The sequence below is a fragment of the uncultured Lacinutrix sp. genome (assembly GCF_947500325.1).
Classification (GTDB): Bacteria; Bacteroidota; Bacteroidia; order Flavobacteriales; family Flavobacteriaceae; genus Lacinutrix.
On sequence record NZ_CANMRQ010000001.1, the window covers coordinates 327,144 to 349,373 of the forward strand.

General features: G+C 30.5%; 23 protein-coding genes. 14 read left to right on the forward strand and 9 right to left on the reverse strand.

Annotation, left to right across the window (positions count from 1 at the left end; genetic code table 11):
- Window positions 1–14: 14 nt before the first annotated feature.
- From atpA to Q0997_RS01625, 11 genes are all read left to right on the forward strand, one after another.
- Entirely contained in the window at window positions 15–1,595 is a 1,581-nt protein-coding gene (gene atpA, locus Q0997_RS01575) for a F0F1 ATP synthase subunit alpha (RefSeq protein WP_299883761.1), read from the forward strand.
- Between the two features lie 107 nt (window positions 1,596–1,702).
- The gene (gene atpG / locus Q0997_RS01580) at window positions 1,703–2,563 is read left to right on the forward strand and encodes an ATP synthase F1 subunit gamma (protein WP_299883763.1); all 861 of its coding nucleotides are present in this window, start codon (window positions 1,703–1,705) and stop codon (window positions 2,561–2,563) included.
- A gap of 285 nt (window positions 2,564–2,848) precedes the next feature.
- Window positions 2,849–3,367: a hypothetical protein gene (locus Q0997_RS01585; RefSeq protein ID WP_299883765.1), complete on the forward strand. Its 519-nt coding sequence runs from the start codon at window positions 2,849–2,851 to the stop codon at window positions 3,365–3,367.
- A 26-nt stretch (window positions 3,368–3,393) separates the two neighbouring features.
- The gene (locus tag Q0997_RS01590) at window positions 3,394–3,879 is read left to right on the forward strand and encodes a hypothetical protein (RefSeq protein ID WP_299883767.1); all 486 of its coding nucleotides are present in this window, start codon (window positions 3,394–3,396) and stop codon (window positions 3,877–3,879) included.
- Window positions 3,880–3,940: 61 nt separating this feature from the next.
- Complete coding sequence (locus tag Q0997_RS01595; protein ID WP_299883769.1) at window positions 3,941–5,398, forward strand: oligosaccharide flippase family protein; 1,458 nt, start codon at window positions 3,941–3,943, stop codon at window positions 5,396–5,398.
- A 1-nt stretch (window position 5,399) separates the two neighbouring features.
- Window positions 5,400–5,834 carry a dUTP diphosphatase gene (gene dut, locus Q0997_RS01600; RefSeq protein WP_299883771.1) on the forward strand — a complete coding sequence of 145 codons (435 nt, stop codon included), beginning with the start codon at window positions 5,400–5,402 and terminating at the stop codon, window positions 5,832–5,834.
- 84 nt (window positions 5,835–5,918) lie between these two features.
- On the forward strand, window positions 5,919–6,938 hold the full coding sequence (locus Q0997_RS01605; protein WP_299883773.1) for a sugar phosphate nucleotidyltransferase: 1,020 nt from the start codon (window positions 5,919–5,921) through the stop codon (window positions 6,936–6,938).
- Between the two features lie 110 nt (window positions 6,939–7,048).
- The gene (locus Q0997_RS01610; RefSeq protein WP_299883775.1) at window positions 7,049–8,413 is read left to right on the forward strand and encodes a tetratricopeptide repeat protein; all 1,365 of its coding nucleotides are present in this window, start codon (window positions 7,049–7,051) and stop codon (window positions 8,411–8,413) included.
- Window positions 8,414–9,190 carry a DUF4292 domain-containing protein gene (locus Q0997_RS01615; protein WP_299883777.1) on the forward strand — a complete coding sequence of 259 codons (777 nt, stop codon included), beginning with the start codon at window positions 8,414–8,416 and terminating at the stop codon, window positions 9,188–9,190.
- A complete protein-coding gene (locus Q0997_RS01620; RefSeq protein WP_299883779.1) occupies window positions 9,190–10,419 on the forward strand; it encodes a peptidoglycan DD-metalloendopeptidase family protein in 1,230 nt (409 codons plus the stop codon). The genes Q0997_RS01615 and Q0997_RS01620 overlap by 1 nt, the downstream gene beginning before the upstream one ends.
- Before the next feature lie 30 nt (window positions 10,420–10,449).
- Window positions 10,450–11,250: a hypothetical protein gene (locus tag Q0997_RS01625; protein ID WP_299883780.1), complete on the forward strand. Its 801-nt coding sequence runs from the start codon at window positions 10,450–10,452 to the stop codon at window positions 11,248–11,250.
- 20 nt (window positions 11,251–11,270) lie between these two features.
- On the opposite strand, the gene Q0997_RS01630 is transcribed toward Q0997_RS01625, so the two are convergent.
- The 4 genes from Q0997_RS01630 to Q0997_RS01645 form a co-directional block, all read right to left on the reverse strand.
- A complete protein-coding gene (locus Q0997_RS01630; RefSeq protein ID WP_299883783.1) occupies window positions 11,271–11,483 on the reverse strand; it encodes a DUF6515 family protein in 213 nt (70 codons plus the stop codon).
- A gap of 65 nt (window positions 11,484–11,548) precedes the next feature.
- Complete coding sequence (locus Q0997_RS01635) at window positions 11,549–12,058, reverse strand: acyl-CoA thioesterase (RefSeq protein ID WP_299883784.1); 510 nt, start codon at window positions 12,056–12,058, stop codon at window positions 11,549–11,551.
- Window positions 12,059–12,218: 160 nt separating this feature from the next.
- A complete protein-coding gene (locus Q0997_RS01640; RefSeq protein ID WP_299883786.1) occupies window positions 12,219–12,521 on the reverse strand; it encodes a hypothetical protein in 303 nt (100 codons plus the stop codon).
- Window positions 12,522–12,608: 87 nt separating this feature from the next.
- Window positions 12,609–13,547 carry an SPOR domain-containing protein gene (locus Q0997_RS01645; RefSeq protein ID WP_299883788.1) on the reverse strand — a complete coding sequence of 313 codons (939 nt, stop codon included), beginning with the start codon at window positions 13,545–13,547 and terminating at the stop codon, window positions 12,609–12,611.
- Window positions 13,548–13,650: 103 nt separating this feature from the next.
- Here Q0997_RS01645 and dprA point away from each other — a divergent pair, with 103 nt between their 5' ends.
- Together dprA and Q0997_RS01655 are read left to right on the forward strand one after the other, a co-directional pair.
- A complete protein-coding gene (dprA, locus tag Q0997_RS01650; protein WP_299883790.1) occupies window positions 13,651–14,754 on the forward strand; it encodes a DNA-processing protein DprA in 1,104 nt (367 codons plus the stop codon).
- A gap of 74 nt (window positions 14,755–14,828) precedes the next feature.
- Window positions 14,829–16,913 (forward strand): T9SS type A sorting domain-containing protein, encoded by a 2,085-nt coding sequence (locus Q0997_RS01655; protein WP_299883791.1) that lies wholly within the window; start codon window positions 14,829–14,831, stop codon window positions 16,911–16,913.
- A gap of 211 nt (window positions 16,914–17,124) precedes the next feature.
- Here the strand turns inward: Q0997_RS01655 and Q0997_RS01660 are convergent, their stop codons facing one another.
- Together Q0997_RS01660 and trpS are read right to left on the reverse strand one after the other, a co-directional pair.
- Window positions 17,125–17,289, reverse strand: a complete 165-nt coding sequence (locus Q0997_RS01660; RefSeq protein WP_299883793.1) for a hypothetical protein — start codon at window positions 17,287–17,289, stop codon at window positions 17,125–17,127.
- Window positions 17,290–17,428: 139 nt separating this feature from the next.
- Window positions 17,429–18,397: a tryptophan--tRNA ligase gene (gene trpS / locus Q0997_RS01665; RefSeq protein ID WP_299883795.1), complete on the reverse strand. Its 969-nt coding sequence runs from the start codon at window positions 18,395–18,397 to the stop codon at window positions 17,429–17,431.
- 170 nt (window positions 18,398–18,567) lie between these two features.
- Here trpS and Q0997_RS01670 point away from each other — a divergent pair, with 170 nt between their 5' ends.
- On the forward strand, window positions 18,568–19,308 hold the full coding sequence (locus Q0997_RS01670) for a 1-acyl-sn-glycerol-3-phosphate acyltransferase (protein ID WP_299883797.1): 741 nt from the start codon (window positions 18,568–18,570) through the stop codon (window positions 19,306–19,308).
- Window positions 19,309–19,406: 98 nt separating this feature from the next.
- Here Q0997_RS01670 and Q0997_RS01675 read toward each other — a convergent pair whose 3' ends face one another.
- From Q0997_RS01675 to Q0997_RS01685, 3 genes are read right to left on the reverse strand one after another with little or no spacing between them, the layout of a single operon-like run.
- A complete protein-coding gene (locus tag Q0997_RS01675; RefSeq protein WP_299883799.1) occupies window positions 19,407–21,203 on the reverse strand; it encodes a hypothetical protein in 1,797 nt (598 codons plus the stop codon).
- A 2-nt stretch (window positions 21,204–21,205) separates the two neighbouring features.
- Entirely contained in the window at window positions 21,206–21,751 is a 546-nt protein-coding gene (locus Q0997_RS01680) for a sigma-70 family RNA polymerase sigma factor (RefSeq protein WP_299883801.1), read from the reverse strand.
- A 25-nt stretch (window positions 21,752–21,776) separates the two neighbouring features.
- Window positions 21,777–22,184 carry a hypothetical protein gene (locus Q0997_RS01685; protein WP_299883803.1) on the reverse strand — a complete coding sequence of 136 codons (408 nt, stop codon included), beginning with the start codon at window positions 22,182–22,184 and terminating at the stop codon, window positions 21,777–21,779.
- Window positions 22,185–22,230 lie beyond the last annotated feature (46 nt).

Genomic DNA, 22,230 nt, shown 5'->3' on the forward strand with positions numbered 1-22,230 from the left:
AAATAAATAATAAGATGGCAGAAGTAAAACCAGCTGAAGTATCAGCAATCTTAAAACAACAACTTTCAGGTTTTGAAGCTAGTGCTTCTCTAGACGAAGTTGGAACAGTATTAACTGTAGGTGATGGAATTGTACGTGCTTACGGATTAGCTAACGCTCAATACGGAGAATTAGTAGAATTCGAAGGTGGATTAGAAGGTATTGTACTTAACCTTGAAGAAGATAATGTAGGTATTGTATTATTAGGAGGATCTACAGGAGTTAAAGAAGGTTCTACAGTAAAACGTACATCTCGTATCGCATCTATTAAAGTAGGTGAAGGTATTGTAGGTCGTGTAGTAGATACTTTAGGTAACCCAATTGATGGTAAAGGACCTATTTCTGGTGATACATATGAGATGCCTTTAGAGCGTAAAGCACCTGGAGTTATCTATAGAGAACCAGTAACAGAACCATTACAAACAGGAATTAAAGCAATTGATGCAATGATTCCAGTAGGTAGAGGACAACGTGAGTTGGTTATTGGTGACCGTCAAACTGGTAAAACAACTGTTTGTATTGATGCGATCTTAAATCAAAAAGAATTTTACGATGCAGGAGAACCTGTATATTGTATATATGTTGCCGTTGGACAGAAAGCTTCAACAGTAGCAAACATTGCTAAAACTTTAGAAGAAAAAGGAGCTTTAGCTTACACAACAATAGTAGCTGCAAATGCATCAGATCCTGCTGCAATGCAAGTATATGCACCAATGACTGGAGCATCTATTGGGGAATACTTTAGAGATACTGGTAGACCAGCTTTAATTGTATTTGATGATTTATCAAAACAAGCCGTTGCTTACCGTGAGGTATCTTTATTATTAAGAAGACCACCAGGACGTGAGGCATATCCAGGTGATGTATTCTACTTACACTCAAGATTATTAGAGCGTTCTGCAAAGGTGATTAATGATGATGATATTGCTAAAGAAATGAATGACTTACCAGAGTCATTAAAACCAATCGTAAAAGGTGGTGGTTCTTTAACAGCTTTACCAATTATTGAAACACAAGCAGGAGACGTTTCAGCTTATATTCCAACTAACGTAATTTCTATTACAGATGGACAAATCTTCTTAGATGGAGATTTATTTAACTCTGGTGTTCGTCCGGCAATTAATGTAGGTATTTCTGTATCTCGTGTTGGTGGTAACGCTCAGATTAAATCAATGAAAAAAGTATCTGGTACATTAAAATTAGATCAAGCACAGTTCCGTGAATTAGAAGCGTTTGCTAAGTTTGGTTCAGATTTAGATGCCGTTACTTTAAATGTAATTGAAAAAGGAAAGCGTAACGTAGAGATCTTAAAGCAAGGTCAAAACGATCCGTTTACAGTTGAAGATCAAGTAGCAATTATTTATGCTGGATCTAAAAACTTATTAAAAGACGTTCCTGTAAATAAAATTAAAGAATTCGAAAGAGATTTCATTGAATTCTTAAATGCTAAACACAGAGGTGTTTTAGATACCTTAAAAGCAGGAAAATTAACTGATGAGGTTACAGATACATTATTAACTGTATGTAAAGACCTTTCAGCTAAATACAGAGCATAAAAAAATTAAAGTTATGAGTTAAGAATTTTTTTTGCTCATAACTTTAAATTAGAATTATTAAACTAATGTCACTCTAAGCTTGTCGAAGAGTCTTTATAATATAAAGAATGGCTAATTTAAAAGAAATACGTAATAGAATATCTTCAGTATCTTCAACGATGCAGATTACTAGTGCCATGAAAATGGTATCTGCTGCAAAGCTAAAGAAGGCACAAGATGCTATTACAGCAATGCGTCCTTATGCAGATAAGTTAACTGAGCTTTTACAGAGTTTAAGTGCAACTTTAGATGCAGATTCTGGAAGTAAGTTTTCTACTCAACGTGAAGTAAATAATGTGTTAATTGTAGCAATCACATCTAACAGAGGTTTATGTGGTGCTTTTAATTCTAACATTATTAAACAAACACAAAACTTAATTAGCAATGTTTATGCTAGTAAAAAAGTGTCTGTTCTTGCTATTGGAAAAAAATCTAATGATGCTTTCGAAAAGCAAGGTGTTGTTATTGCTAATAAAAGTGAAGTTTTTGATGATTTAACGTTCGATAACGTAGCTGCAATAGCAGAGATGTTAATGGATAAATTTGTTGAAGGAGATTTCGATAAAATTGAAATTGTATACAATAAGTTTAAAAATGCTGCTACTCAAGAAGTAATGACTGAACAGTTTTTACCAATTGTACCTATAGAAGGAGAAGCAGATGCAAATTCAGATTATATTTTTGAACCATCTAAATTAGAAATTGTAGAACAATTAATCCCTAAGTCTTTAAAGACTCAATTATATAAAGGTATTAGAGATAGTTTTGCAAGTGAGCATGGTGCACGAATGACTGCGATGCATAAAGCAACAGATAATGCCACAGAATTGAGAGATCAATTAAAATTAACTTATAACAAAGCACGTCAAGCAGCAATTACTAATGAGATTTTAGAAATTGTTGGAGGTGCAGAAGCTCTTAATAATTAGACGAAGCATCGAGAAGTCAAATTATTAAAAAGTGCAGAAGCTCTTAATAATTAGACGAAGCATCGAGAAGTCAAATTATTAAAAAGCGCAGAAGCTCTTAATAATTAGACATAGCATCGAGAAGTCAAATTATTAAAAAGTGCAGAAGCTTTAAATAACTAATATCAGTTATTCTGTATTTATTACAGAATGATAATAATATAAAAGCCTTATTCATTTTGAATGAGGCTTTTTTATGGAATAGATTTTGATTTTCTATCTTTATAAATCTAATATATAATTTACATGAAAACATATATAATACTAGTACTAGCATGTTTTAGCTTGATATTATTAATGCAATGTTCAAGTTCTAAGAAAGGTGTTAAAATGGAAGAAAAAAAAATAGAATTTCAATCAGATATTGTAGTTAAAGCTCCTTATTATACAAAATGGGCAGCTGGAGAAAAATCCGGAGGCACAGGTTTTAACGTATATTTCCCAAACCTTATCAATAAAAGTAATTACCCTGTTGAAACGGTATATTTTAGAAACCTCACAGGAAGGATATTAGTTGGTAAAGGTGCATATTTTGTAACTCTTAAAGATAAAACTAAAGATATAATAATGAGTAATGAACCAAATGCAGAGTATGGCAATACATTACCAAATAACCAAGATACGTTTCCATTTCAATTAAAAGATAATGAGTGCGTAATAAGTTATATCGTTAATGGAGAAACTAAATATTATAAAATGAACAATTTAGTCGAAAAACCTGGCGAGTATTTGCCAAGTCAAGCACCTAGACAAAATAAAGACTAAAAGAGACCCCGAAAAAGTTACTAAACATGAAATTTTTAAAACCAATTACAATACTATTATTATTGGCTTTTATAACTATAAATTTTCAATGCACTGCTGCAAAAAGAGCCCATAAATTGCCAGTTGAAGTTGAAACGAGTTTAAAATTTACAAAACCTTATTTTCAAATATGGAATGCAGCTATTAAATATGGTAGTAGTGGAGCCAATTTGTATTTGCCTAATTTAGAAAGTAATACAAATGCAGAGATAAAGAAAGTATACTTTAGAGGTATGTCTGCTAATTTAGAAAAAGGAAGAGCAATACATACAGCGCTACTTACTAAACCAAAATTAAATGATGGTTCACTAAACCCTAATGTACCTCAAGAAGATTTCCCTTTCGACTTAAGACCCAATGAATGTGTTGTAAGCTATATTGAAAGTGGCTATACAAAGTATTTTCTTATTGAAAAACTTATTGAAAAAGAAGGAGTGTATTATCCAGATGGGCCACCGAAAAAGATAAACTAAGTTTAAACTTTTTTAGGTCTTACAAAATCAATACATTTAGAGAAAATATTTACAAATACTATTGAGCGGATTAAAATCTCTTTTTAAGCAAACATTTATTTATGGTTTAGCGACTGTGCTGCCTAGAATGTTGAGTTTTATTTTAGTGCCGTTATATACAGATCCATCTGTGCTTTCAAGAGCAGAGTATGGACGCGTATCATTCATCTTTGCTTATTTTGTTCTTTTTAATGTTGTTTTAGCTTATGGAATGGAAACAGCCTTTTTCAGGTTTTTCAATAAGGAAGAAGGCCAACAAAAAACAACCAGTACATCTGCTATTTCTTTAATTATTAGTTCATTTACTTTACTAGGATTTGCATTTCTATTTCGTGATCAAATTTCATCATTAATAGATATAGAACTTAAATATTTAAACTTAGTTTTTATTATTCTATTGTTAGACGCTTTAGTGATTATACCTTTTGCTTGGCTACGAGCCACAGCAAAGCCTATGCGTTATGCAATTTTAAAGATTACAAACGTAGCTATTAATTTAGGCTTAAATGTTTTTTTACTATTGTATTTAAAAGATTTAGCAAAAGAGAGTTCTGTTTTTGAGAGTATTTACAAACCTGATTTTGAAATTAGTTACATTTTCATTTCTAATGTTATAGCAAGTGCAGTTACATTATTACTTTTACTTCCATTTTATACTAAAATCAAATTTAAATTTGATTCAGTATTATGGAAAAAAATGATGCGTTATGCATTGCCAGTATTGATTGCTGGAGTAGCTTATTCTATAAATGAGACTTTTGACCGTATTCTTTTAAAAGAATTGCTGCCTGCGAATATTGCAGACGATCAAATAGGTATGTATTCTGCATGTTATAAACTAGCTTTATTCATGACGCTGTTTGCTACGGCTTTTCGTTTGGGTATTGAACCATACTTTTTTAGCCATTCTAAATCCGAAAACCCACAAAAAAATTATGCAAAAATTTTAGAGTTTTTTGTGGCTTTTGGCTCTGTGATTCTTTTAGGCGTTGTTGTGTTTGCAGATGTTTTAAAACCATATATTATTAGAAGCGAAGCTTATTATGAAGCAATGTGGATTGTGCCATTAATTTTATTAGCAAATTTTTGTTTGGGAATTTACCATAACCTATCCGTTTGGTATAAAATTACAGACCGTACAAAGTTTGGTGCTTATATTTCAGTCTTAGGTGCAATAATAACATTAGTTTTAAATTATATTTTGATTCCTAAAATTGGTTTCAAAGGCTCAGCGGTAGCAACTCTTGCAGCTTATGCAGTTATGATGTTTTTATCTTTTTATTTTGGAAGAAAGTATTATCCTGTTCCATACAATTTGAAAAAGATAAGTTTATATCTAGGACTTTCAACAGTATTCTCAATACTATATTTCTACTATTTTAGAGGGAATTATTTCGTGGGAATTGCATCATTAATCGTATTTTTAGGCCTTGTTTTTCAGTTTGAAAAAAAAGAATTAAAACAGTTGTTAAAAAGATAGTATGCAAATAAAAATAATTAACAAATCTAATCACGCATTACCGCATTACGAAACCATAGCGTCTGCTGGAATGGATTTAAGAGCAAATATTCAAGATAGTATAATATTAGAACCAATGGCGCGTAAAATAGTGCCTACAGGACTGTTTTTAGAGCTTCCTATTGGTATAGAAGCACAAGTGCGACCAAGAAGTGGTTTAGCTGCTAAAAAAGGAATTACAGTGCTTAATGCGCCTGGAACTGTAGATGCCGACTACCGAGGAGAAATAGGAGTGATATTAATTAACTTATCTTCTGAAAATTTCATAATAGAAAATGGTGAGCGAATTGCGCAGTTAGTTATAGCAAAACATGAAAGAGCAGAATGGAAAGAAGTAGAAATATTGTCTGAAACAGCTCGTGGAGAAGGAGGTTTTGGAAGTACTGGAGTTAAATAAATAGAGTTGTCATTCTGAGCATAGCGAAGAATCTAAAAAAATAGAGTTTAATTAAAAATATACCTGACAAAACAGGCATTAAATATGAAGATTATTGTACCAATGGCAGGACGAGGTTCTCGACTGCGCCCACATAGTTTAACAGTACCAAAACCATTAATTCCTGTAGCAGGGCAACCAATAGTGCATCGTTTAGTAAAAGATATTGCAAAGGTTTTAAATGAGCCTATAGACGAAATAGCTTTTGTTTTAGGAGATCCAGCATGGTTTGGTGATGATGTAGTAACAAGTTTAGAAAATTTAGCAAAAGGTTTAGGAGCTAAGGCCTCTATTTATCGTCAAGATCAACCTTTAGGTACTGGTCATGCCATTATGTGTGCTAAAGACTCTTTATCAGGACCTGCTGTTATTGCTTATGCAGACACTTTAATTCGTGCCGATTTTAATTTGGACCCTGAAGCAGATGCAGTAATTTGGGTAAAACAAGTAGATAAACCAGAAGCTTACGGTGTTGTTAAACTTAATAATAATCAAGAGATTATTGAATTGGTTGAAAAGCCAGAACAATTTGTAAGTGATTTAGCAGTAATTGGAATCTATTACTTTAAAGATGTTTCTGTATTAAAAGGAGAGTTACAAAAAGTACTAGATAATAATATTATTAATGGTGGCGAATACCAAATTAATGATGGTATTAAAGGCATGATGGCAAATGGTAAAGTATTCAAAACAGGCGAAGTTAGCGAATGGATGGATTGTGGTAATAAAGCAGTTACTCTAGAGACAAATCAACGTATGTTAGGCTTTTTAAAAGCTGATGGAGAGGAACAATTGCTTTCAGATTCTATTAGAAATATTGATTCAAATATTATAGAACCATGTTATATTGGTAAGAATGTAGTGATAAAAAATAGTTCTATCGGCCCTAATGTTTCTATTGGAAACAATTGTGTTATTGAAGACTCATCAGTTAAAAATAGCTTAATTCAGAATGAAACTACAATAAAAAACGCTAATTTAGAGGACGCTATGATTGGCAATCATGTTAGATACGATGGGAAATTCACCAAAATAAGTATTGGAGATTATTCTGTTTTAGAATAACCAAGTTCTTGCAAAGGCAAGAATCTTATGAATTTATTTGAACTAATTTGGTATAAATATTGCTTTATCTTGATAATACATTAAGATTCCCTTTTTCAAGGGAAATAGATATGAAAAAAAAACTATACATATTAACTTTTACTATAGGAACATTTCTTTTCCCACAACTAAACTTTGCGCAAGTAGATTTTAATGATGTGCCTCAAGATGATTTGGGAAATGTATCAGACGAATACCAAGAGTTATTTTATGAAGCATTAAAACAGAAAGGCATAGAAAACTATGACAAGGCAGTAATTGCACTTCAAAAATGTATAGATATTGATGATTCTGAAGCGATTTTATATTTCGAATTAGGAAAGAATTATAATAAGTTAAAAAACTTTGGTGCTGCTGAAGATGTATTAAAACAAGCGGTAAAAAAAGAACCAGATAATGAATGGTTTTTAGACGAATTGTATGAGGCTTATGCGCAACAAAAAAATTACGATAAAGCAATAAAAACAGTGAAGCAATTAGTTAAATTCCATCCAGATTATAAAGAGGATTTAGCTTCAATTTATGTACGAACTAAAAATTATAAAGGCGCTTTAAAAGTTTTAGATGAATTAGATGAAGAGTTTGGAATTACAGATGCAAGAGACCGATTAAGAAATCAAATTTATAATGCTACAGGACGTAAAAAAGCTCAGATAAGAAACTTAGAAGATCGAGTAGATAAAAATCCAGATGCCGAAAAAAATTATTTAGCTCTTATTTTTAGATATAGTGAGAATAATGATAAAGACAAGGCTTTTGAGACTGCAAAAAAGCTTTTAGAAATAAACCCAGAATCGCAATTAGTCCATTTGGCACTCTATAAATTTTACTTAGACGATAATCAAGCAGAGAATGCTATTAAGTCTATGAAAGTAGTATTAAATAGTCGTAAAATTAAAGCAGAACCTAAACTTAAAGTATTAGCAGATTTTATTCAGTTTGTTGGAAAAAACCCTCAATACGAAAAAGATTTAGTAGCTATAACTTCAGAAATTACAGATAACACTGCAGATGTAAAAACATTAGCAGAAATTGCACAATACTATTTACTTAAAAAAGATAATGCAAAAGCATTAGAATACTATATAAAAGCGCAAGATGTAGAGCCTGATAATTTTTCTGTATTGCGTAATATTTTACTACTACGTATAGATTTAAAGCAATATAAAATAGCAGAAGAGAAAAGTGATGAGGCATTAGAAAAATATCCATCTCAACCTGTTTTATATCTTATAAATGGTGTTGCATTAAATAATTTAAATCGTGGACAAGAAGCTGTCGATAGTTTAGAAGCTGGTTTAGATTACATTATTGATAATACTAAAATGGAGTTAGATTTTTATAAACAACTTAGTAAAGCCTATAAATCTGTAAACAATTTAACAAAGGCAAAAACGTTTAGTGATAAAGCTAAAAAGTTAGAACTCTCAAATTAAATGAATTACTTCAATAAGTCCTTTTTCTTTTTTTCGATATTTATATTTTCTTTTGTTGGCTGTAAATCGACTAAAACGGTAACATCAAATGGCGAATTAAATACTAATGCTTCGGCAAAAAGTATTGTTAAGAATATAGATAAAAACGTATCCAAATTTAAAACAATGGCTTCGCGTTTAAAAATAGAAACCATTCAAGGCCAAAAATCGCAATCATTTTCTGTGTCTATGCGTATGGAAAAAGATAAAACCATATGGATTAGTAAGTTAGGAATTGTAAGAGCCATTATTACACCAGATAGAGTAGCATTCTACAATAAATTAGACGGTAGTTATTTTGATGGTGACTTTAGTTATTTAAGTAATATGTTAGGAACAGAGTTAGATTTTAAAAAAGTGCAAAACATGATTCTGGGAGAACCAGTTTATAATGTAAATGCAAAAGATTATATCGCATCAACTTTTGAAAAATCGTATTTATTGCAGCCTAAACAACAACAAGAATTATTCGAATTATTTTTATTAATAAATCCATCACATTTTAAAATGGATTCGCAACAAATTTCTCAAGAAAAAGAGGTACGCCATTTAGAAGTAAATTACGAAGCATACCAAACAGTAGATAGCGAAATTTTACCAGAAAAAATAAGAGTTATTGCTGTAGAGAAAGAAGAGCAATTGCTTATAAACTTAGATTTAAAAAACATATCATTAAATGGAGATTTACGTTTTCCATTTACTATCCCATCTGGATATAAAGAAATAGAACTTAAATAATGCTTAGTAAAAAAACATATACTATTTTATGTTTATGCTTGTTAAACATTTTCTTTTCTTTTGCCCAAAACGGAAAGCAAAAAGAGCTTGAAACAAGACGTTTAGAATTAACACGTGAGATTAATAAAATTAATTCGTTATTAAATTCTAATAAATCTAAACAGAAATCTCAAATAACTTTAATTGAAGATTTAAATTATAAGGTTCGTGTTAGGCAAAACTTGATAAAAGTTACAAATCAACAAGCTAATTTATTGACACGTGAGATTAATAATAATCAAAAAAAAATCTCTGCAAATAGAGAAGAATTAAAACTTTTAAAAGATAATTACGCGAGTATGATTAGGAAATCATACAAAAATAAGAACAAGCAAAGCCGTGTGATGTTTTTATTATCTTCAAGTAACTTTAAACAAGCATATAAACGTATCCAGTATCTTAATCAATATGCAGATTACCAAAAAAAGCAAGGTGATAATATAAGAGAAAAAACAAAGGCCTTGCAAAAAAGTAATCAAGAATTATTGGTTAAACAAGAGGCTAAGAAAAAACTTATTGCTGAAAATAAAATAGCAAAAAAGGCTTTAGAAAAAGAGCGTAAGCAACATGAGAAAATCATGAGCGCTATTAAAAAAGATTTAAGTAAGTATTCGGCTCAAATAAAGAAGAAACAAAACGAAGCTAGAAAAATTGACCGTCAAATTGATAAAATCATTAAAGAGGCTATTGCAAAGTCTAATAAAAAATCTGGAGTAAAGAAAACGAAAACAGCTTCAAGAAGTTTTGCGTTAACAGCAGAAGCTAAGGCGCTTGCTAAAGACTTTTTAAGTAATAAAGGTAAATTACCTTGGCCGGTAGAAAAAGGCATTGTTAAAATGCGTTACGGGAAGCAACCATCACCTATAGACAGAACTGTGAAAATTAATAGTAACGGTGTTAGAATTTCTACTGAGAAAAATGCTAAAGTACGCGCTGTTTTTGCAGGAAAAGTTATGAAAATTATTAAGCAAAAACGTAGTAATCCTACAATTCTAATAAAACACGGAAATTATATTACCGTATATAAAAACTTAGGAAAAATCTATGTTAAGGAAGGTGATAAAGTAACTACTAAACAAGACATTGGTGAAGTATTCACTAACCCTGCAACAGGAGAAAGTTTATTGCGTTTTAGTATTTATAAAGACAATGGAACGCAAAACCCTGCGAGTTGGATCTATAAAATGTAATAAATAAGTTTCATTATTTTATGTAATTCAATGAAAAAAGCAACACTATTATCAATAGTCATTACTTGTATTCTTTTTTTTGGTTGTAAAAATGAAACCCAAAAAATTGAGAATATAGAAGAATTAAATCAAATACCTCAAAAAGAAAAAGATCCTTTAGATAGTATTACAGAGATTCAAGAAAAAGACTTAGCAAATGCCTATTTCTATGTTTTAGCACCTAATGGCTTATTACTTCGAAAATCTGATAATTTAAATAGCGAAAAAATTTTAACGATACCTTTTGGAGAAAAAGTAAAACAAAAATCTCTTATTTACACAGCAAATTTAACTGTCGAAAATATTCATGGTAGTATGATGGAGGTTATATACAATGGTGTGACTGGTTATGTATTTAGTGGGTTTCTTTCTCCATTTGCTATGCCAATAAAAGAAGAACCAATAAAAGATTATATTAACAGGTTAAAAGAAGTACATTCTAATATATCGTTTAAAGAAAACCCTACAGACCCTGATTTTCATGAAGGTACAGAAGAAACGATTACATTGCCCACTAAGAATTGGCATGAAGCATTTTATATTGCTAAAGCCAGCTATAATATTCCTCTATCTTTAATATTTCCAGGTCATAATGGGCTTAAAAAAGAAACAATAAACCAAGAAGATAAAGAAGATTATATTTGGTCTAGCGTACTTATGGTTAGTAGGAACGAAAAAAAATTAGATACTATTCAATACAATTGGCGCACAGAAGGTGGTGGTTATTGGGTAACAATTACAAAACCAGTAGCGAATCAATTTAAAATTGAGTATACTGGTTTTGCAGATTAAAAATTTTATAACGACTAGTTTTATACTCTTACTACAATATAGCCTTTACGTGTTTTTCTATAATGCTTCCCATTCCAAAAATAATAACGTTTACCTTTTACTTTAACTATTTTATAATGCCTAGGTGGTGTTTTAACAACAATAGTTTTTGCTGGTCTCTCTACAACACGAGTAGCACACGATGTAAGATTTATAATTAAAAATAACGATAGTAGTGTTAAAAAAGCTCTCATAATATTAAGGGTTTAGTATACTACTAAGACTACTTAAAATTAGAAACGTTTAAAACAGTATAATTTTACTCAAATAGAGCTTTTAATTCAGAGGCGTCATTAGGTTTCATTTTACCAGCTAAGACTAAACTTAATTGTTTGCGCCTTAAAGCACCTTCAAAACGTTCTATTTCTAAATCTGTTTCAGGTTTTAATTCAGGAACACGCACAGGTCTTCCGGTTTCATCTACAGCAACAAAAGTATAAATAGCTTCATTTGCCTTAGCTTTAATGCCAGATTCTCTATCTTCTGTCCAAACATCAATATAAACCTCCATAGAGCTTTTAAAAGCTCTGGAAACCTTAGCATCTACAGTAACAACGCTACCTAAAGGTATGGCCCGATTAAAAGCAACGTGGTTTACCGAAGCAGTCACTACAATACGTCTTGAATGGCGTCGTGCACTAATACCTGCAGCACGGTCCATTCTTGCTAGTAATTCACCACCAAATAAATTATTAATAGGATTGGTTTCACCTGGTAAAACCATATCTGTCATTATTGTTCTTGAGTCTTTAGCAGTTTTTGCTTCCATAAAAAAACTATTATTTTTTATTTCCGAGAAAGCGGAAATCGTATCTTTTTAACATGAAATACTGAAAATAAATTCAGAATATCACAATCATATCACATTTAAAAATGCAAAGGTAATCCGATTTAGATTTTCAGCCTTAATTTTTAAGAAATATTAAGAATTAAAACGAAAAAACTCCAATGATCATCAGTATCATTAAGTAACATAAAATGCCTAATAAAGCATAAAAGCGACGTTCTTTTTCCTTTTTAGCGGATCCTAGTGATGAAAAGGATTTTCTTTGATTTTTTTCATATTCGTTAGAAACGAAACCTGTAGTTTTTCCAAAAGGAAAAAAGAAGTAAAAAATTTTGTCTTCTAGTGCTAAAGTAGTAGCTAATCTTGTAAAGGCAAAATCTATTTTTTGATTGATATTTTTTTGCTCTTCAGAATTAAAAGAGTTTAAATCAATTGTCTTTAACAATGCGTCTTTAGAATAGTTATTTTCAATAATTAATTTAGAAAAATATTCTGCCGAGATTTTTCCATTTTATTAAAAAAAGATTAAGAATTAGTTTAGCTTTTTTACCAATAACCAAGCATCGCGGTTACCATTCTGTCTAACTGTATTAAGTGCTTGAAGTGCTTCGCTTCTATTGGTATAGCTATCGTAAGCAACTTGATGTAAACCAAATCTATTAGTACCTATTTTTCTGGCCTTATAACCTTGTGCTTGTAATTGCTCTACTTTTTTATCAGAGTTTTCTTCAACTCTAAAAGCACCAGCAACAACATGGTAATTACCTGTGTTTTTAGTCACATTTAATGTTATAGCAGGTAAAGGATTACTAATAATAAAAGTAGCTTCTTGAACTTTAGAATCTAATTGCGCATTTGCTTCTTCTTGAGCTATTTGGTTATGCGCTTCAACATCATTTAAGTAATATTTAGAACCTCCTAAACCACCAATAGTTAAAGCTATTAAAGCAATAGCGGCATATTTTAAGTATGGTCTAGCGTTACGTTTTTCTGGTGTAACAGCAATAGGAACAATCTTTTCAATTGCTTCAACTTCTTCTTTGTATACTTCGCGACTTACAGCTGGAGATGTAAATTGTGCTAAGCCAAAAGCATCAGTTAAATAATTTAAATGATAGCTTGGATTAAATTCAATTTTATGTTCGTTGTTAAGTTTTAATTCACCAATATTTTCAAAAATAAGTGTTTCACCTTCGGTTAAATTAGACTTTAACGACTTTACACGTTTTTCAATTTTATTAGAGGCTGCTTCAAAAGGAATTTTCTCTACATCTGCAATATATCTTACTAAGATCCCGTCATTTGTTTGTATCTGCTCGTTAAAAGTTAAACTTTTTTTAGGCGGATAAAACGCATTAGTAGACTCATGAACTGTAGCCGAAACACGTTGCGATAAAAAGGCACCAAAGTTAGGCACAGTAACACATTCGTAACGGTATAATAAATCGCTTATGTATTGTTCTAATTGCATAAAACAAAGTTAAAAAATTTTATACCTGAATAAAATATAAGCCGTATTAGTTATTAACAGCGTTAAAATTCTTTTATTGTAGTCTCAAAATCAGAAACATAAAATGACAGAAAATGAGCTGCTTTATACTTTAGCATTGCAAAACGTACCCAAAATTGGAGATGTTACTGCTAAAAAACTAATAGCACATTGCGGTTCTGCCGAAGCTGTATTAAAAGAAAAAAAGCAAAACTTATTAAAAATTGATGGTATTGGTTATATTACTGTTTCCGATTTATTTGCTAGTAACCATTTAGAAGCGGCCGAAGCAGAGTTACGTTTTATTAAAACCGAAGGCATTAAAACACACTACTTTAATTCTGAAACCTATCCGGAACGTTTAAAACAATGTATAGATAGTCCTATTTTATTATTTGAAAGCGGACACATAAACCTTAATAAAAAACACATTATTAGTATTGTTGGTGCCAGAAAAATAACAACTTCTGGTATCGCGTTTTGTGAAAAATTAGTTGAAGAACTCGCTATATATAATCCAATTATTATCTCTGGATTTGCTTATGGTACAGATATTACAGCACATAAAGCAGCCTTACAAAATAAATTACAAACCGTAGCCTGTTTAGCACATGGCTTAAACCAAATTTACCCTAAAGTCCATAAAAAACATGTTGCTGAGGTTGAAAACAATGGTGGTTTTTATACCGATTTTTGGAGTAGCGACCCTTTTAATCGCAATAACTTTTTAAAGCGTAACCGTATTATTGCTGGTATTAGCGAAGCGACAATTGTTATTGAAAGTGCCGAAAAAGGAGGTAGTTTAGTTACAGCAGATATTGCTAATTCTTACAATCGCGATGTTTTTGCTGTTCCTGGTCGTACTACAGATTCGCAAAGTGTGGGTTGTAATAATTTAATAAAACAGCAAAAAGCACATTTGTTGTCTACGCCATTAGATGTGCCTTATTTACTTAATTGGCAATTAGAATCCGAGCAACGTCCACTAGTACAAAAACAATTATTTGTAGAGCTTGATGAGAATGAAAAAATGATTTATAATTATTTAAAGGCTAACAGTAAACAACTATTAGATGTTATTGCTCTAGAATGTAATATGCCTACCTATAAACTGGCCGGTTTACTTTTAAACATGGAATTAAAAGGTGTTGTTAAGCCTTTGCCAGGTAAGTTATTTGAGGTTATTTAAATTTTTTTTATAAACTGTGTTAACCTGACTATTAAAAATACATAAAGTATAGTTAATCATTAAAACTTAAAATCATGAAACAACTATTCTTTAAACTTAAATGCGTATGTCTATTCATTACGCTATGTATTCAAACTAACAGTTACTCGCAATGCGATCCAAGTGCACCAAATATAGGAGTTCAAGCTGAAGCTATATCAAGTATTACAATTATTAAAGGGACATCTACCACTTTGTCGTCACCAATTACTGGGTCGAGTTATCAATGGACAAAGGATGGAGCTAATATTTTAGGAGCTAACTCGGCAAATTTAGTCTTAAATAATTTTAACTCAGTAGATGTTGGAGAATATACTATTATTGTTGATGGTGTAACACTTGTTAACACAATAAGCTTAGCTATTCTTGAAAACACTATTAGTGGATACGAAAGTGATCGTCAAGCCTTAATAGATTTGTATAATAGTACTAATGGACCAGCATGGACTAATAGTACAAATTGGTTAACCGGACCAATAGAAAATTGGGAAGGCGTTACAGTTACAAATTGCAGAGTAACAAGACTTAATTTACAAGCTAATAACTTGAATGGAACATTACCAGCTTCTTTTAGTAATTTAACAGGTCTTAAATATTTATATCTAAAAGAGAATGACATTTCGGGGGTTTTAGATATATCCTCAATGACATCTTTAACCATATTAAATGCTCAAAATAATAACTTTAATGATATTATATTTGGTTCTAACAACTCATTACAAAGAATAAATATATCTAGTAACCCAATAATTTCTGGTAAAACTATAGACCTTTCTGCAATGCGCGAATTAATAGATTTTAGAGCTGTTGGATTAGGGTTAAATCAATTAACCCTGTCTGGAGATTATAATAATTTGAGATACTTATTAGTTCAAGATAACAATCTTACAGGTACATTAGACATGTCAAAAATGCCTAAGATCACTATTGTTTTTGCCCATAACAATCAATTCACAGATTTTAATTTAGGAACAGGAGCAGAGCTTCAACGTTTTTATTTTTATAATAACCCAGTAATATCAGGCAAATCTATAGACATTTCTTCAATGCGAAATTTACTTGATTTTAGAATTCAAAACTTAGGAATATCCAATATTACTCAGTCAGGAACTTATAATAAAATGCTATACTTTTTAATTCAAGATAACCAAATATCTGGAACGTTCGATATCTCTAATATGCCAAATTTGGTGTTAGCTTTTGCTCATAATAACCAATTTACAGATTTTAGTCTAGGAAATAATACTAAGTTAAGTCGTTTGTATTTATATAACAACCCTATTATACCTGGAAAAACTATGGATATATCTTCTATGAGGGCGCTATTAGACTTTAGAGTTCAAAACTTAGGGCTTAGTGATTTAGTTATGTCTGGAACCTATAGTAATATGTATTATTTTATAGTTCAAGACAATAATATCACAGGAGATCTAGACTTATCTACAATGTTAAATTTGAGATTGTGTTATGCTAAAAGTAATTTTTATGAAAACTTAATCTTACCAACAAATTTTGCTGATGTAGATAGTGAATTAACACATATTAATGTTAGAGATAATAGCTTGCATTTTGATGATCTTATTCCATATAATAGCATTTTTAGTACTACAAATTTTTATTATGCACCGCAGCGTAATGTGATTACTCAGGTTTCTGGTAATACGCTTTCAGTTAATGTTGGAGGTGCTACAAATTATAATTGGACACCTTCTGGATCTGGAAACCCACTTGTTACAACGTCTAATGGAACTTATGCCTGCGCTACAAGTAACCCATCTCAAGTGCCAGGTTTAGTTATACATAGTAATCCAGTAACAGTATCTCAGTCCGCAAGGTTTATAAATAAAACGAATAACGAAATAGGTAAATTAAAAATGTATCCTAATCCATTACCTCAAACAGAAGCAATACTAAATGTTGAACTAAAGACAGAGTCATCTAAATCGGTCCATTTCGTAGTGTATTCTATTAATGGAAAAAAAATTAAAGACATTTTTAAAAAGGGCAAAACAGGGGTGTTTACTTATAAATTAGACTTAAACGGAATACCGCAAGGTATGTATATTTTACAATCAGAATTTGATGATAAAATATTGAAACAAAAAATTATTATACAATAGTAAGTATTTAAAAATAGGAATGAAAAAAGCTGAATTAAATTATAATTCAGCTTTTTTAAATTTAAGGATAAATAGAACCTATGCGTTCAACTCTTGATATACCACTGCCACCATAAATAGTTTGCGGGTTTTCAATTTGATAATCTTGAAAATGTTCTAACACAATAAGATGATTTATAAGATTAAGAATAAAAATTACTAGTTAATTATATTAGCATGCTTCAGTCCTTGGTTCTTTACAAGCATACGGACATCCATGTTGAGGTGTGCCATAACTTGTGTTTGGAGGATTGCCACCACCAAATAAAGATTTACTGTTAAATGTAGAGACCACATTTTTGTTTAGAGCTAAGTTTTTTAATACTCTTTTTTTCATGATTTAAATTTTAAAGATTAATAGTCTCCAAAATACTTAATCATAAAAATGAATCATAAAGAACTAAACTTAAATTATCTAAAATAAGGAAGTAATCGGTTAGCAAATTTGTAACTAAGATACTTTTAGATAAGTAGCCTTAATATCCAACTTTATCACGTACACGTTTTAAAACGTCATTGGCTACAACCTTAGCTTTTTCAGCGCCTTTGGCTAGCGCCTCATCTATTTTGTCAAGGTTATTCATATAAAAATCGTAACGCTCACGTTGCATTTCAAAGGTTTTTATAATGAGTTCAAACAAGGCTTGTTTGGCGTGACCATAACCATAATTGCCGTTTTCGTAATTAGCTTTCATGATTTTTATCTCCTCATCTGAGGCTAATAATTTATATATAGCAAAACAGTTACATGTTTTCCAATCTTTTGGATCTTCTAGAGGAGTACTATCTGTTTCAATACTCATTATTTGCTTTCGTAATTTCTTTTCTGGTAAAAAGATATCGATAATATTACCTTTGCTCTTACTCATTTTAGAACCATCTGTTCCAGGAATAAGCATCGTGTTTTCTTGTACTTTAGCTTCTGGCAATATAAAAGTATCTCCCATTTTTGCATGAAAACGAGAAGCCACATCGCGAGTCATTTCTATATGCTGTAATTGGTCTTTACCAACAGGAATAATATTAGCATCGTATAGTAAAATATCTGCAGCCATTAACATAGGATATGTAAATAATCCAGAGTTAACATCTTCTAATCTATCAGCTTTATCTTTAAAACTATGCGCTAATGTTAAACGTTGGTATGGAAAAAAACAACTTAAATACCAAGACAATTCTGTTACTTGTGGAATATCACTTTGTCTGTAAAACACTGTTTTTTCAATATCTAAGCCAAAAGCTAACCACGTAGCAGCTGTGGAATAGGTGTTATTTCTTAAGACATTACCTTCTTTAATTTGAGTTAGCGAATGCATATCTGCAATAAATAAGAATGAATCATTCTTTACATCGTTAGAAAGCGCTATTGCTGGCATTAATGCACCTAAAATGTTTCCTAAATGTGGTGTGCCAGTACTTTGTATTCCTGTAAGTATTCTTGCCATAGTATTTTCCGCGTAGGCGGAAATTGTATTAAAAAACGCAAATTACAATTGCATTTTAGAGGAACAGCTAAAGCATTTTTTAGCGGGACACTCTTTTTTGTTAAACGAAAAAACAAAGGTATTTTTTTTCAATTAAAATAGCTCAAAACAATTATGTATTTTTGGCGCTTATGATTGTATTTAAATACATATTTTGGTTACTCTACCGTATTTGGTTTTATATTTTGGTTGCTTTGCCTATAGTTTTAATGTTTCCTTTTCTGTTACTATCTATTTTAAAAGAATCTTGGTATCCATATTTTTTTAAATTAGCTCGTATTTGGGCGCGATGTATTCTAATAGGTATGGGTTTTAAAACGAAAATTACTAGAATGCAAGAGACTAATAGAGGAGATAGTTATATGTTTATTGCAAATCATACTTCTATGGCAGATATTATGCTAATGTTGATTGCTACTAAAAACCCTTTTGTATTCGTAGGAAAAGCAGAACTAGCTAAGATTCCATTATTTGGATTTTTCTATAAACGCACCTGTATTTTGGTAGATAGAAGCAGTCCGGAAAGCCGAAAAAGAGTGTTTTTAAGAGCAAAAAGACGTTTAAAAGATGGTTTAAGTATCTGTATTTTTCCTGAAGGCTTAGTCCCTGAAGAAGATATTCTCTTAACAGATTTTAAAGATGGTGCTTTTCGTTTAGCAATTAACCATCAAATACCTATAGTACCTATTACTTTTGCCGATAATAAAAAACGATTCTCTTACACTTTCTTTAGTGGTAGCCCTGGAAAAATGCGAGTTAAGATTCATAAATTTATTGAAACCAAAGGACTAACAGTTGAAGACACTAAGCTTATAAACGAAAAGTCCAGAACTATTATTTACAATCAATTACTTGCTTTTGGTATAAAATAAAAAGCTACCCTTGGCACAGAGTAGCTTTTTGTCATCATTGTCTTTCTCAATTTAATGAGATACTAATTTAAAGTTTAACCAACTAAAAAACTTAAAACTCAAAATTTATAACTAAAACCAGTATAAACACCAATGATGTATGGTCTAAAATCTCCAGATGTTTCACTATAGGCATTCATTTGATATTTAAAAGTAGGTTCAAAATTAAATTGTAGCTTATCACTAAATTTATAATCTATTCCTAAACCAATATTTGCACTATAGCTTATATCGTTAATATTATTTGCTTCACCAATTTTTTGTTTTCTATTATCTATTTCAGAAACAACTTCATTATCTCCTAAAAAGAATGCGCTTGCACCAGCAATAACATCAATACCTAATTTATTGTCTACTAAAGCATATTCCATTTCTAAAGGCACTTCTACATAGCTTAAACGCTGACTTAATGCTGCGTTTAAATTTTTATTTACTAAATTACTTACTTGTTGTACTCCAAAATTATCAGCGCTTAATACAGAAAATGTTTGCCCTTGATTATCAGGTACAAAATTTATATTTCTTAACGCTGCATTATTAGGAGCATTAGAAACGGCATCGTAAACTAAAACGTTTGCTGTATCATAACTTAAATCTAACATGTTAACACCAGTACGAACTTTTAGTTTTTTATTAAGAGCATAACCCACTTTTACACCATAACTTGTGTTGACTTCGCCGCTTTTAGGGTTGTCAATAAATTGATCATGAATGTGAGAGCCTTTGCCAAGAGTATTGTAGTAAACAGGGGCAACGTTAGCATTAACGGTCCATTTGTTTGCTTCTTTTTCTTTTTCATCAAGATCTTCAATCTTGGCAATGGCCTCTTCGATAGATTCAGACGAGTCTTCACTCTCTTTTTCTATCATTTTCTCTTCTTCTTTTTCACTATCTGTTGTTGCAACATCTGTATTAGAAATTGCAATATTGTTATCTAAAACAGGAACTGTTTTAGTATTAGTTTTATTCTTATTTATAGTATTAGAGCTAGCTACAGTGGTATTAGAGTATGAAGGTCTAGCTTCTGTATTATTTTTTTCTTCTTCTTTTTTACTATCTGTTGTTGCAACATCTGTATTAGAAATTGCGATATTGTTATCTAAAACAGTTCCTGTTTTAGTATTAATTTTATTCTTATTTATAGTATTAGAACTAGATACAGTGGTATTAGAGTATGAAGAGTTGGTTATATCATTATTTTTCTCTTTAGAAATTGTTTTATTTTGAGAATTGTTAGCAACTGCATTTGCAGTATAATTACTATTTTCATTTGTAACAATACTATAGTCTTTTTTATTTTTATTAGAAATAGAGCTTTTATTATTTGAATTTGAAACTACAGATGTGTTATAGTTGTTTTTACTTGATGATGTTACTAAATTATTAGCATTTTTCGTTTTGTCTTTAAGTGCTTTAGAAGCATTTTTGTTGCTTAATAAATTACTTTCAATAGATTTAGAATCAGTATTATTAGTATTAGAAATAGCAGTGTTATTTTCGGTGTTTTCAGTAACACCTTCAATATTTTCTTTTTCTTTAATGATATCATCTTTGTTTTCATCATTTGAAGTATTACGAATAATTTTATCTTCAGTTTTAGTATCAACAATAGTAGTGTTGCTTTCAGTGTTGTTATTATTATTTAAAATGGAGTTACCTATTACTAAAAATAATAATAGTGTAGCAGCAATACCACTATAACGTAACCATACAGGGATTGTTTTTCTTTCTTTTTTAGGTTTGGTATTATTGTCTAATTGATCTTCAATATTAGCCCAAAGGTTTGGATTGGGCTTCATCTCGAAGTCTTTAAACTTTTCCTGGAAAAGTCTGTCTATGTTTTTTTTATCACTCATATTTATAAAGATTGAGAACTAATTCCCATTTTATAGTCTGTAATTTTTGTTTTTAAAATCTGTCTAGCTCTAGCTAGATTAGATTTTGAAGTTCCAGAGGTTATTTTTAACAAATCCGCAATGTCATTATGCGAATAACCATCTAAAACATAAAGGTTAAAAACTAACCTATATCTATCAGGTAATTCTTGAATAATCTTTAAAAGATAATCTATTGAAATATCATCTTCATCTTCAACATTTACCGTTTCATCTTCAATGTTTTCATCATTAATAATTTCAAAAACACCTTGTTGCCTGTAACGTTGTAAAGCAGTGTTAATTGTTACACGCTTTAACCAGCCTTCAAAAGAGCCTTTGTTTTTATATTGATCTATTTTTTTAAAAATAGAAATAAAAGCATCTTGCAAATTATCTTCAGCTTCCGCATAATTACGCGAATACTTTAAACAAAGAGAAAACAATTTACTCGAAAAGAGCTTGTAAAGTTCACTTTGTGCTTTAGTATCATTGCTTTTACATTTATATATGAGTTGGTCTAAACTCAATTTATAATCACGTATTAGTTAATAATTATTCTACTGCAGGTATTTCCATTTCTAAATATGTGTCTTCTCCATTTTGATCTTCACCTTGCCAAAACTTGAAAATATAAGAACCTGTTTGAGTTGCTACGAAATTAAATGAAACATCAGTCTGTGCATCTATAGTCGTACAATTTTCATTTTGATATACAGTACTAATTACTGCAACAGTTCTTTCATTAAAATTTTTTAAATAATAAATGTTATAAAAAGAATGACAATTAGTAGGCTTTACATAAGTTAAATCGATTTGGTAACTTATCCCTACTTGAAATTCATCTGGGATTACAACACTTTCTATTGGTAATAATTCTTGGTGAGATGCTGGGCCAGCATCATCTACACTACAAGAAAATAGTGCTACTGTTATTAAACAAAAAAGAAACTTTCTAATCATTTTCAAATTAAAATATACGTGTATTATAAATAGTAGATGCAGAAAT